This is a genomic window from Acinetobacter seohaensis (genome assembly GCF_056431365.1).
In genome coordinates this window covers 47,708-59,760 of sequence record NZ_JBWKMK010000005.1, presented here as the reverse complement: position 1 = coordinate 59,760, position 12,053 = coordinate 47,708, and the positions used below count along the sequence as shown (strand labels likewise).

The window sequence follows — 12,053 nt, the reverse complement described above, 5'->3', positions numbered from 1 at the left end:
GAAAATGTATATCGTTGGCAGAAGAAATTATTTAGACCAGTTATCAAAAACTTCATTGATGACTTTATTCTCGATAAAAATCATCTGCTACCACAGAGAATCTTTAAATAATAGTGCGTAAGTCCTATATACTTTTCACTCTTGCTCTAGTTTATTTGTGTAAACTCTGATTTATTTGTGGAACTGACAGCCTCCACCGACCAATGCCACAGCAGAAGCGGTATGATGCGGCGCACGGAAAGGACGCTGTCCAAAAGTATGCGGGCTGTTCGCCACGGAGTAGATACTGGCAACTTCTAAATTTTCTTGCATATTTAAGGGCGGTAAAATACTGGAAAGTCGGGATGCCAATAAGGTTTTACCGGTACCGGGTGGGCCTTTGAATAGCAATGAATGTCCACCTGCGGCTGCAATTTCCAAAGCGCGTCGTGGGCGTAATTGTCCTTTCACATCGACTAAATCAAATGAGGAGTGTGATAGCTGTGGCTGTGCAGTCGCGATGACTTTATCTAAAAGCTGGCTTTGTGCCAAATGTTCGCAAACTTGTTTTAAATGTGTGGCGGCAAAGACTTCAAAGTCTGGCAATTGAGCAGCTTCTTGTGCATTTTGTTCAGGTAAAACCAAACAATGCTGTGCCTGTTGGCAGGCAATCGCAATACTGAGTGTGCCTGTGGTGGGGCGTAATTGACCATCTAAAGCCAATTCTCCAATAAATTCTAAACCGTCAGTGCTCTGTTTGGGCAATTGTCCCGATGCAATTAAAATACCTAAGGCGATGGCTAAGTCTAAACGCGACCCATCTTTGGGCAAGTCGGCAGGCGCTAAATTAATGGTCAGACGTTTGGTCGGAAATTGAAAACCACTATTAATAATGGCAGAGCGTACCCGATCTTTACTTTCACGTACGGCAGCTTCGGCTAGACCGACAATGGTTAAAGAAGGTAAACCTTGACTTAGATGGACTTCAACTTCAATTGCAGGGGCGTGCAAGCCGAGCAGCCCCCGCGTATACACTTTGGCAAAAGACATTTTTATTATGATCCGTTTTGGTGCGTTATTTTTATAATGTTTGGTTTTTGTACTTAAGCACTCAATTGGTGCTTATTTTTTGAGTTGGATTTTCTGTTCTAGTACTTCAACCTGTTTTAACAATTCATTTAAACGTAAGTTGGCATTATTGAGCGCAGTACGTTGGCGGTCTAGCTCATCTTGCGAGACCAAATCCATTTTGGTGACCGCCTCATTGAGCAAAGCACGTAAATTATGTTCTAAATCTTTTTTAGGTTGTTCAACTTGTTCCAAAATGGCTTGTAATAAAGTTTCAATCATTGTTGTTTCCACAAAGATGGAGAAAATGGAGGCAGTGTAGCACTGGTCTTGAATAGACTATAGCATTTCAGACGAAATATGGATTTATTCGATGAGTAAAATCGTAAATCTTCTAGTAAATATGTCTATTTTTTGAAGATCAAAACCATATAAATGTATAAAATAAGGTATAAAGAAAACTCATGTCACGGTTTCTAATTTCCCCCGACCTTAGAACTTTGGCATGGAATTTGAACATAAAACCTTACTGGTGAATTAAGCCGAAGGAAAACACACATGAAGCTCGTAACTGCAATTGTAAAACCCTTTAAATTAGATGATGTGCGTGAAGCATTATCTGAAATTGGTGTTCAAGGGATCACCGTAACAGAAGTCAAAGGCTTCGGTCGCCAAAAAGGTCATACCGAACTTTATCGTGGCGCCGAGTACGTCGTTGACTTCTTACCTAAAGTTAAAATCGAAATCGCAATTAGCGATGAAATGGTCGATTCGGTGATTGAGTCAATCACTCGTGTTGCTAGTACAGGCAAGATTGGTGATGGCAAAATCTTTGTGACTAACCTCGAACAAGTCATCCGTATTCGTACAGGTGAAACGGGTGCGGATGCTGTTTAAAAGATGGCATGAAGTTTGCTGAGTACCTAATAACTCACAAAAACAAAGGTCGGGGGACACAAATGAAAAAAATGCTACTTGCGCTGAGTCTATCAGGCGCACTCCTCGGTGGTTCTGTTGCTTGGGCTGAAGAAGCCGCAACAGCCACCACTCCAACTTCAGATGTGGCAGTAACCACTGTCGAAACATCTCCTATCGAAACAACTACAGATATTGCAGCACCTGCAACATCCACTACAGAAAACAGCATATCTGCACCACCAGAAGCTGTTTTAGATACAGGCGATACGGCTTGGATTTTAGTTTCTACCGCTTTGGTACTGCTCATGACCATTCCAGGTTTGGCACTGTTTTATGGCGGTATGGTGCGTAAGAAAAATGTACTCAATACTATGGCTTATAGCTTTGTAGCAGCAGCCGTGGTCAGTATTGCCTGGGTGGCAGTGGGCTATAGTTTGGCTTTTAGTGAAGGTAATGCCTTTATTGGTGGCCTAGACAAAGTCATGCTGGCAGGCATTGGTACAGAGGCTTTAAGCGGCAGTATTCCTGAAATTCTATTTGTGATATTTCAAATGACCTTTGCCATCATTACTGTGGCAATTATCAGTGGTTCAATTGCAGAACGAATGAAGTTTGGTGCCTTTGTTGCCTTTATCGCGATTTGGGTGGTCGTGGTCTACGCACCAATTACCCACTGGGTATGGGGTGGTGGTTGGTTAGGCAATGATGGTGCTCTCGACTTTGCTGGTGGTACTGTTGTTCATATTAACTCGGGTGTTGCAGGTTTAGTTGCTGCATACATGTTGGGCAAACGTATGGGCTTGGGCCGTGAATCTATGGCTCCGCACAACCTGACTTTGACTGTACTGGGTGCAAGTTTACTCTGGGTGGGCTGGTTTGGTTTCAACGGTGGTTCTGCTTTAGGTGCCAATGGTGCAGCGGGTTATGCCTTAGTTGTGACTCAAGTGGCAGCCGCAGCCGCAGCAATTGCATGGCTTGTAGCAGAAAAACTGGTACGTGGTAAAGGTTCTGTATTAGGTGCTGCATCGGGTGCTGTAGCAGGTTTGGTGGTGATTACTCCAGCAGCAGGTTTTGTGACTGTTGGTGGTGCATTAGCGATGGGTTTAATTGGTGGTGTGGTCTGTTTCTGGGGGATTACTGCCTTAAAACGCGCCCTGAAAGCTGATGACTCTCTAGATGCCTTTGGACTACATGGTGTAGGTGGTATTGTTGGTGCAATTTTAACAGCCTTCTTTGCCAGCGAGTTTATTATGGGCGATGCTGCACCAAGCAACTTGATGAGCCAACTTTGGGTGCAAGTTGAAGGTGTGTTAGCGACCATTGCTTACTCTGCTGTACTGACTTTCATCATCTTAAAAGTAATTGATCTAACCATTGGTATTCGTGTGGCTGCAGAAGATGAGCGTATGGGACTCGACTTAAGCCAACATGGTGAACGTGTAGAATAATCTAGACAGTACATAATCAATATATTGTGTAAAACAGCCCTTCGGGGCTGTTTTTTTTCTATATGTTGCGTAAAACTCTACAAAGTTTGGAATTTTTGCTACACTGCATTTTCATTCAAATTTGTGCAATTAAACCGCTATGCATTGTCCATTTTGCAACACTGCAGACAGTAAAGTGATTGACTCACGTTTGGCGGCAGAAGGCTGCCAAATTCGCCGACGTCGTGAGTGTATTGGCTGTGGTGAACGCTTTACCACCTTTGAAAGTTATGAAGTGGTTATGCCACGGGTGATTAAATCCGATGGTAAAAGTGAGCCTTTCGATGAAGCCAAGTTACGTCGTTCGTTAATGCATGCTTTGCAAAAACGTCCCGTGACCCAAGAGCAAATTGAAACGGTACTCAGCGACATCCAATTACAAATTCGCCGTTTGGGAGAGCGTGATGTGAAATCACGTACCATTGGTGAGGTTGTTATGCAGGCTTTATTTGCATTGGATCATGTTGCTTATGTACGTTTTGCCTCGGTGTATCAAGACTTTCAGGATGTCGAAGCATTCCGTCGCCAAATTGAACAAATGCAGTCGCGTGAGCAATAAAGCGCAATGCCATCATCTATTCCACAGCAACCATCCATGATTGAACTCAATACTGACGCGCAACCCGATGATCTTTTTTGGATGCGTCGTGCCATTGAACTGGCACGTTTGGGGCAATACAGCACTAAGCCAAATCCGAACGTGGGCTGCGTTATTGTTAAAGATGCCCAATTATTGAGCGAAGGTTTCCATCCTCGTGCAGGACAGCCACATGCCGAAGTCTTTGCTTTGCGTCAGGCCGCTGAACAAGCGCAGGGTGCAACTGCTTATGTGACTTTGGAACCTTGTGCACACTATGGGCGCACACCACCATGTGCCAAAGCCTTGGTCGATGCAGGCGTGGCTAAAGTGGTTGTGGCTTGTCCAGACCCGAATCCATTGGTGGCAGGTAAAGGCGTTCAGATTTTACAGGATGCAGGTATTCAGGTTAGCGTGGGCGTGGCAGAAGCTGAAGCGCGTCAGTTAAATTTAGGCTTTTTAAAAGCCATGGCTACGGGCATGCCCTATGTGCGTTTAAAAGTAGCTTCAAGTTTGGATGGTCGCACGGCAATGGCTTCGGGTGAATCCAAATGGATCACAGGCACGGCTGCACGTGCCGATGTGCAGCATTGGCGGGCAATTTCTGCTGCAGTATTAACGGGGATCGACACGTTACTGGCCGATGACTGTCTGCTTAATGTACGCCACTTAGAGGGTGTAGATGACATCCACAGCGTAGTACAACCCAAACGGATTATTTTAGATCGCCAAGGTCGTTTGCCTTTGAGCGCACAAATTTTGCAGCAGCCTGAAACGGTGATGGTGATGGGACCGTATCGTGCAGAGTTGGCTGCTTTGGGCGTGTTACAATTGGAACCGCAACCTTTAGCCACCTTACTTGCCCAATTGGTACAGCAACATCAAATTTATGATGTATTGGTTGAAGCGGGAGCAACCTTATCGACCGCTTTCTTACAGGAAGGTTGGGTCGATGAAGTGATCAGCTATGTGGCACCTACATTGTTAGGGCGCTCGGCTCGTGCCATGTTTAATGCAGAATTTGAACAGATGGCAGAGCAACTTCGATTTAAACTTTGCGATGTCACTCAATTGGGTGATGACGTGCGCCTTAGGTTAATTCCTTCTCAAGAGACACTATGAGTTCAGAGTCAACGGTTTATCACAAACGTCGCCATGCGGCACGCACCACTGATGAATACTTATTCCATCAGTTAGTGCCTTATTTGGGCAATAAACGCCGTTTACTGCATCTGATTTTAGAAGCACTTGAACAGACAGGAACGCTGCATCCTAAAAATGGTCGTGCGCCAATTTTTGCCGATTTTTTTGCAGGTTCAGGAGTGGTATCACGTTTGGCGCGCCAAAATGGTTATCGAGTGATTGCCAATGATTGGGAACCGTACAGCCATGCCTTAAACCATGCGATTTTGGCCTGCACTGAAGCACCTGCGTTTAAAGAATTAGGCGGCTATCAAAAAGCCATTGATTATTTGAACCGTTTGCCTGAAGTCAAAGGCTGGGTGACGCATAATTTGTGTCCGCGCAATGATGAGATTTATGACCCAAGTCGTGACCGTTTGTTCTTTAAACGTCGAAACGGCATGCGCATAGATGCGATTCGTCAACAAATTGCCACGTGGCAAGCGCAGGGCGCCATTGATGATGTCGAAATGTCAGCATTATTGGCACCGTTGCTGTATTCTGCCAGTTTTGTCAGTAATACTAGTGGAGTGTTTAAAAGCTTCCACCATGGCTGGGGCGGCAAAACTCAAACTGCGCTCGAACGAATTGAATCGTTATTGTGGCTCACGCCAAGCCGTTTTTGTGACATTGGCGAAGCCAATAAACCTGCTGCAGAAATGTGGTGTGTCGATGCACAGCATCTTGCTAATCAAATGAATGGTTTTGAGGTGGATGTGGCTTATTTAGACCCACCGTATAATCAACATGCTTATAGCAGCAACTATCATGTTTTAAATGCCTTAACCTTATGGGATCAGGTCGACTTACCAACCCCAGACACCAAAGGCTTTAAAAGTGGTATTGACCGTGCATGGCGCAAAGAACGTCCAAGTCCATACAACTCATCCAAACATGCCAAAGAGGCGTATGAAACCTTATTGGACACCATTAATGCACGTTTTATTCTAACCAGTTATTCTACTGATGGTAATATTAGTGCCACAGACTTGTTACAAGCCAATTTAAAACGCGGTCGAGTGACGTTATTGACCCAAGATGTTCCCCGTTATCGCGTGAGTAAACAGCGCCAGTCCGAGCGGGCGCGCGTACTAGAATTTATTGTGATTACTGATACGCATGCCAAGTCCGGCCCACCTATTCGCCAGTTATTAGGACAACTCTACCACTTTGCAGAATTGGGTGGTGTAGATACCTCAGGCGTGAGTACCCAATTGGCGTTGTGGTAAATCCACAAATCCTCAGTGAATGAGAGAGAAGATTATGTTTACAGGCATTATTGAAAGTTTAGGTAAAGTAGAAAGCCTGCAAAGTGTGGGCGGTGATGTACGTTTGCGTATTCAGACCGATTTGGATATGTCGGATGTGCATTTGGGCGATTCAATCGCCACCAATGGTATTTGCCTGACTGTGATTGAATGGGGCGACAATTGGTATGCCGCAGATGTTTCCCGTGAAAGTTTGAACCGTACCACTTTAGGGACATGGAAAGTGGGTCAGCCTGTCAATGTCGAAAAAGCCATGTTGCCGACCACACGTTTTGGTGGACATATCGTAAGTGGCCATGTTGATGCAGTCGGTGAAATTACGCTGGTACGTGAAGATGCACGTTCAATTTACTATGAAGTGACTGCACCTGCAGAAATTGCCAAATATTTGGCAGAAAAAGGTTCGGTGACCGTCGATGGCATCAGCCTGACCATTAACCATTTACGCGGCAGTGTTATCAGTCTGAATTTAATTCCACACACGGCAGAGCGTACCAATATTGGCACATGGAAAGTTGGCAGCAAGGTCAATTTAGAAGTGGATGTCTTGGCGCGTTATATTGAGCGTTTGCTCTTGGGTGATAAAGCTGCAGAAACTACGCAGCAATCTAAAATTAGCATGGAATTCTTGGCTGAAAATGGCTTTTTAAAATAAGCACAGAGCCGAATGAAATTTAAACAGTCTGATTGAAAAATTAGACTGTTTTTTTGTTTTTAGGGATAATTAAAAAGATAAAGATGTTTTTTTCATCATAAACACCCCTTTGGTTTAATGTAGATGATTGATTTTTTAATGAATTTGGAACACTGGCTGCCATTATTACTCGATAATTATGGTCTGTGGATCTATGCCATTTTGTTTCTGATTATTTTTGCAGAAACAGGTTCTGTGTTCATGTTCTTTTTACCAGGCGATAGTTTGCTGATCGCAATTGGTGCCTTGTGTTCCACCACCGATGTGGTGCATTTGCACTATATGGGGATTTTACTTTTTGTCGCGGCAGTCTTGGGATATAGCGTCAACTATTACACTGGACGAATTCTAGGGGTGAAGTATTTTCATCAACATTCACGTTATTTCAAACCTGAATATATTGTCAAAACCAACCATTATTTTATGAAACATGGTGGCAAAACTATTTTAATGGCGCGTTTTATACCGTTTGTTCGTTCATTTGCACCATTTGCTGCAGGGTCAGGGCACATGCCTTTGGCGACCTTTAGTTTTTATAATGTGGTGGGTGCTGCCGTATGGATTTTTTCTTTAATGGCAATAGGTTATGGCTTGGGTAATATTTTGTCTTGGTTGGGTGATTGGATTTAAATTCCTCATTTTTTCTATTTTCTTATTCTAAATCCACCGCGATAACTAAAAAAGTGGATTGATGGCCACAAAAAAAGCCCACCGTGTGGACTTTTGATCTGGTTCAGTTTTAGTGTTTGGTGACAATTAACTCTGTGCCACCCAAGCGCGGGCTAAAAGTATCGTTACTTTGAATTGAAAACTCCCCCTTTTCCGCTTCTTTAGACAAGTACATGCTTAATGATTGGAAATCTGCACGACTGATCCATAAATCCTGAGCACGAATACTCCACTGTTCGCCCGCATTAAGATGGTCGATTTTGCCTGAAATTTTCGTCAAGATATCCATTTGAAACCCATGATTACAAAAGTCATTTAAAGGAGATAAAAGTTGAGAATTCAACTTTTTCTGGATGATTATCATGTGACAAAATTATTTCATTTTGATGACATTGGGTTTAAGACTTTGGGCTAATTGGGGATAAAAAGTAAAATTATTCTTTAGAAAAATTTGAATTTTTTAAGATATAGTCAATTTCTTCTTGGGCTGCAGCATGTAGTCGCGCACGAAAGATCGTTACCGCCTGCTCAATTTGAGTTTCGGCTTCTAGCTCTAAACGCAAACGTACACTTTCAAGTTCAGAAACAATTTGATCATCACTTACCGCAGTTGCGGCTTGATTAAAAGTCACTGCAGGTAATTCAGGATTTTGCTCATAACGTGCAGTATAGTTTGAAATTTCCTGATCCAGACTTTGACGCATCAACTCAAGTGCTTGAGTTTGTTCTGCAAAGCGTTGCGCTTCATCTTGCTGTAGCTGTGCAGCATAAGCGGCTTGTTCTGCACGTTGCTGTTCTAATTTGAGTTCGAGTGCCAATTGGCGACGTTGCCGTGCTTCTTCAATCAAACGTGCTTTCAGGTCAGCATAGGCTTGTTCAATTTTTTCCTGTGATTGTTGCTGAGCGCGCTGATCTTCTGCAATCCAGTTGTGTAATTGCGTTTCAGGTTGCAAGACCTCACAAATTCGATGCAGATCATCCATAAATGTCTGGCGCACAGCCTGAGGCGCGGTTAACCAGCGCTGTTTAAAATCTGAGCCGACATTTAAAGTCACCGCATCTCTCCTTATTTTGAGCAGTATTTTTAAAAAAACGTTTTAAAATTAAAGCTTAAACGTCTGTGGTTCTATGCCCAAACGTCGATATTGTTTAAATTTTTCACGTCCAAGCACTTTAGCTGCTTCGTGATTTTCAATAATCTCAATAATGTGACTAAATTTTGCATAGGCTTCAAGTGCCTGACTGTTAAAATTAAACATAATCCAGTCCGATTGCTGCGGTAATTCGGCAGAAATACATACGCTGGCCTGTGTTTGGTTAATGCCATGCGGAATAAAACTGCTGGCATCAAAACTCCACAGACGCTCATCCAATATTTGCTGTAACTCTGGATCAGGGCAATGCAGCCAAATGCGTGCCTGCTGCCGCAAAATTTTGCGGCATAAACGGCAAGTGCTTTCCACTTGCCGTTCAGGACTTTTTTCAAACAAATAAAAGCTAACTTTAGCCATTATTGCTTGCACGTTGTGCGAGGAACTGCATCAATAACGGTACAGGACGACCTGTTGCGCCTTTATTGCTGCCTGAATTCCATGCAGTGCCTGCAATATCTAAGTGTGCCCAGCGGTAGTCACGAGTAAAGCGTTGCAAGAAGCACGCTGCGGTAACTGAACCTGCTTTAGGACCACCAATATTGCCAATATCGGCAAATGGTGAATCCAGTTGTTCTTGGTAATCGTCAATCACGGGCATACGCCATACACGGTCAAATGCGGTGAGTCCCGCAGCATCTAATTCCGCCGCAAGCTCATCATCTGGGGTAAACATGCCTGTCAGTACCGAACCGAGTGCAACCACGCAAGCGCCTGTTAAAGTCGCAATATCAATCACCAAAGCAGGGTTGAAGCGTTTCACATAGGTTAGGGTATCGCACAGCACCAAACGACCTTCGGCATCGGTATTTAAAATTTCGATGGTTTGGCCGCTCATACTGGTCACAATATCACCCGGGCGAGTGGCTTTGCCTGACGGCATATTTTCTGCAGCGGCAATCGTGCCGACCACATGGATAGGTAAACGTGCTTCACACAGCGCGCGCATGGTGCCTAAAACTGAAGCAGAACCACACATATCAAATTTCATTTCATCCATCCCTAAGCCGGGTTTGAGTGAAATGCCGCCTGTATCAAAGGTGATGCCTTTACCGACCAATACCACAGGTGCTTCATCACGCTGTGCTTGATATTCGAGGCTAATAATGCGCCCAGGACGGTCTGAACCCTGACTGACTGCAAGGAACGCACCCATGCCTAGTTCCGCCATTTGTGCTTCATCTAAAATGGTGACTTTGAGCAAGTCTGGAAACTCTGCCGCCAAGGCCTGAGCCTGTTCTGCCAAATATTCAGGGAAGCAAATGTTGCCCGGACGGTTACCCAAGTTACGCGCCATGTTTTGCCCTGATTGCACGGCTTCAATTAACTGCAACTGATTAGCAGTGAGTGAGCTTTCTTTGGCAATTAAGTTAATCTGTTCAAGGTTAAATTCATTCTTTTTGCTTTTGTATTCATCAAAAGCATAGGCTGCTTGGGTCAGGCTGAGTGCAAATACATAATGCAGCTCGCTAGGCAGGGCAGACAAGTCAATGCTGATCTGTTTAAATTTTTTTTGTGAAGATTTGATAATGCTTTGTGCAATTTTTGCCAGCTTTGCGGCTGGTAATTCTTCGGTTTTACCCAAACCGATCAGGTTGCTATTGGCGCATTCAACAACGCTAGCCACCAAACTTAAACTTTCATTAAAGCCTGCTTTAAATTGTGTCGCTTGAATAATGCTGTCTAAATCCTTGATTTGATAAGCAGCAGTTGCCTGTGGCACCTGTTCTGCAGCCACTAAAATTGACAAAGATTCACTCGCGCTGTGTTCTTGGAATGAGGGACTTAAGCTAAATTTAATCACTGGATTTTATGCCTATCTAAATGTGCAAACTATGCAACCATTGAAACATTTTTATGCGTCGAGTTTCAATGTATAACAAGGCGATAGGTTTTATATTTTCAACATTCAGGTAAACTAACGCGAATTGGATTCCCTCACATTTTGGAAGAAATAATTTGATTATTCGGCGTTATTTGGTCAAGCAAGTTGTGTCGACATCCTTGGTTGTGATTGCCTTACTGACTTTGATCATGATGGGTGGTCGCTTGATCAAGTATTTTGGCGTGGCGGCACAAGGGCGTTTGGATGCGAGTATTTTATTCAGCATCATTGGCTATCGCTTGCCTGAATTTTTGACGCTGATCTTACCTTTGGGTTTCTTTATTGGTTTGATGTTGGTATTTGGTCGTTTATATGTCGACCATGAAATGGCGGTGCTCAATAGTAGTGGTGTGAGTCGGCATCAACTGGCACGTTTATTGGTGCCAATGACCTTGGTATTTCTAATCGTTCAAGGTTTCTTAATGCTGTGGGCATCACCGTGGGGACTGCGTCAGTTTGAAGCATTGACCACCAGTCAGGCAGTACGCACAGGTTTTGATTTGGTGCGACCCAAAGAATTTATTTCTTCAGGGCCATATACCATTTACGCAGGCGATCTGTCCGAAGATCGTAAAAACCTGAAAGATATTTTCTTTTATCAACGTGCAGAAAAAGCAGGTCGTCCTGATGTCATGATTCTGGCAAAAGAAGCGACACGGGTAGAGTTGGAAAATGATCCTGCCAATGTGGTGGATTTGGTCGAAGGGCGTCGTTATGAAATATTTCCGGGCACAGCCAAATATTCACAGGCAGAATTCCAAAGTTATCGTTTACGTTTAGAAAATGATAAAGAAGCCAAATTTGAAAGTGCCGAAGTAGAAGCCTTAACCACCTCGCAACTTTGGAAAAACCGTGCAGACCCTGTGGTCGCAAGTGAACTGGGATGGCGTATTTTTGTGCCTTTTGCGATTGTGGTGGCGTTGTTTTTAGCCGTGGCATTGTCAGAAGTTAGTCCGCGTCAGGGGCGTTATTTAAAACTGTTTCCTGCCTTGTTAATTTTCGCCAGTTTGATTGTGGCGCTCATGGCGGTTAAAACCCGTATCAGCAAACAAGAAATGGGTATGCTTGCTTATCCGTTGGTGTTGTTGGCTTATGCGATTGCGGCAGCCTTGTTCTCACGTAAACAAAAACTAGCACCTAAAATTAAGCAGCAAATTCAGCGAGTGAGGTCTTAA

The 12,053-nt window shown here is 43.8% G+C and carries 13 protein-coding genes and 2 pseudogenes; 9 read left to right on the top strand and 6 right to left on the bottom strand.

All coding sequences use genetic code 11. The annotated features are described in order from the left end of the window. Nucleotides 1-111 (top strand): annotated as a pseudogene (locus tag AC07E5_RS00730) (IS701 family transposase); the annotation flags it as partial. Nucleotides 112-189: 78 nt separating this feature from the next. Here AC07E5_RS00730 and AC07E5_RS00725 read toward each other — a convergent pair. Both AC07E5_RS00725 and AC07E5_RS00720 read right to left on the bottom strand, forming a co-directional pair. Continuing rightward, nucleotides 190-1,029 (bottom strand): annotated as a pseudogene (locus tag AC07E5_RS00725) (YifB family Mg chelatase-like AAA ATPase); the annotation flags it as partial. A 72-nt stretch (nucleotides 1,030-1,101) separates the two neighbouring features. Next, nucleotides 1,102-1,329 carry an accessory factor UbiK family protein gene (locus AC07E5_RS00720; RefSeq protein ID WP_498624463.1) on the bottom strand — a complete coding sequence of 76 codons (228 nt, stop codon included), beginning with the start codon at nucleotides 1,327-1,329 and terminating at the stop codon, nucleotides 1,102-1,104. Between the two features lie 276 nt (nucleotides 1,330-1,605). Here AC07E5_RS00720 and glnK point away from each other — a divergent pair, with 276 nt between their 5' ends. The 7 genes from glnK (at nucleotide 1,606) to AC07E5_RS00685 (ending at nucleotide 7,803) form a co-directional block, all read left to right on the top strand. Further along, the gene (glnK, locus tag AC07E5_RS00715; RefSeq protein WP_004650081.1) at nucleotides 1,606-1,944 is read left to right on the top strand and encodes a P-II family nitrogen regulator; all 339 of its coding nucleotides are present in this window, start codon (nucleotides 1,606-1,608) and stop codon (nucleotides 1,942-1,944) included. A 62-nt stretch (nucleotides 1,945-2,006) separates the two neighbouring features. Beyond that, the gene (locus AC07E5_RS00710; protein WP_286378737.1) at nucleotides 2,007-3,413 is read left to right on the top strand and encodes an ammonium transporter; all 1,407 of its coding nucleotides are present in this window, start codon (nucleotides 2,007-2,009) and stop codon (nucleotides 3,411-3,413) included. A 139-nt stretch (nucleotides 3,414-3,552) separates the two neighbouring features. Next, entirely contained in the window at nucleotides 3,553-4,011 is a 459-nt protein-coding gene (nrdR, locus tag AC07E5_RS00705; RefSeq protein ID WP_096902237.1) for a transcriptional regulator NrdR, read from the top strand. 36 nt (nucleotides 4,012-4,047) lie between these two features. Continuing rightward, nucleotides 4,048-5,151 carry a bifunctional diaminohydroxyphosphoribosylaminopyrimidine deaminase/5-amino-6-(5-phosphoribosylamino)uracil reductase RibD gene (gene ribD, locus AC07E5_RS00700; RefSeq protein WP_498624465.1) on the top strand — a complete coding sequence of 368 codons (1,104 nt, stop codon included), beginning with the start codon at nucleotides 4,048-4,050 and terminating at the stop codon, nucleotides 5,149-5,151. Continuing rightward, nucleotides 5,148-6,440: a DNA adenine methylase gene (locus AC07E5_RS00695; RefSeq protein WP_317098424.1), complete on the top strand. Its 1,293-nt coding sequence runs from the start codon at nucleotides 5,148-5,150 to the stop codon at nucleotides 6,438-6,440. Before ribD ends, AC07E5_RS00695 begins: the two co-directional genes overlap by 4 nt. Nucleotides 6,441-6,474: 34 nt before the next feature. Further along, nucleotides 6,475-7,134, top strand: coding sequence for a riboflavin synthase (locus tag AC07E5_RS00690; protein ID WP_104852910.1), 660 nt, complete (start codon nucleotides 6,475-6,477; stop codon nucleotides 7,132-7,134). Between the two features lie 123 nt (nucleotides 7,135-7,257). Next, nucleotides 7,258-7,803 carry a VTT domain-containing protein gene (locus AC07E5_RS00685; protein ID WP_004975673.1) on the top strand — a complete coding sequence of 182 codons (546 nt, stop codon included), beginning with the start codon at nucleotides 7,258-7,260 and terminating at the stop codon, nucleotides 7,801-7,803. A 109-nt stretch (nucleotides 7,804-7,912) separates the two neighbouring features. Here AC07E5_RS00685 and AC07E5_RS00680 read toward each other — a convergent pair whose 3' ends face one another. The 4 genes from AC07E5_RS00680 to AC07E5_RS00665 all read right to left on the bottom strand — a co-directional run bounded on the left by AC07E5_RS00680 (nucleotide 7,913) and on the right by AC07E5_RS00665 (nucleotide 10,794). Then, nucleotides 7,913-8,131 (bottom strand): hypothetical protein, encoded by a 219-nt coding sequence (locus AC07E5_RS00680; RefSeq protein WP_096901968.1) that lies wholly within the window; start codon nucleotides 8,129-8,131, stop codon nucleotides 7,913-7,915. Nucleotides 8,132-8,276: 145 nt separating this feature from the next. Next, complete coding sequence (gene blhA, locus AC07E5_RS00675) at nucleotides 8,277-8,897, bottom strand: cell division protein BlhA (protein WP_004975677.1); 621 nt, start codon at nucleotides 8,895-8,897, stop codon at nucleotides 8,277-8,279. 48 nt (nucleotides 8,898-8,945) lie between these two features. After that, nucleotides 8,946-9,353, bottom strand: a complete 408-nt coding sequence (locus AC07E5_RS00670) for a DNA polymerase III subunit chi (protein ID WP_096901966.1) — start codon at nucleotides 9,351-9,353, stop codon at nucleotides 8,946-8,948. Continuing rightward, on the bottom strand, nucleotides 9,346-10,794 hold the full coding sequence (locus AC07E5_RS00665) for a leucyl aminopeptidase (RefSeq protein ID WP_498624464.1): 1,449 nt from the start codon (nucleotides 10,792-10,794) through the stop codon (nucleotides 9,346-9,348). Before AC07E5_RS00665 ends, AC07E5_RS00670 begins: the two co-directional genes overlap by 8 nt. Nucleotides 10,795-10,952: 158 nt before the next feature. Between AC07E5_RS00665 and lptF the strand changes: the two genes are divergently transcribed. Further along, entirely contained in the window at nucleotides 10,953-12,053 is a 1,101-nt protein-coding gene (gene lptF, locus AC07E5_RS00660) for an LPS export ABC transporter permease LptF (RefSeq protein WP_498624462.1), read from the top strand.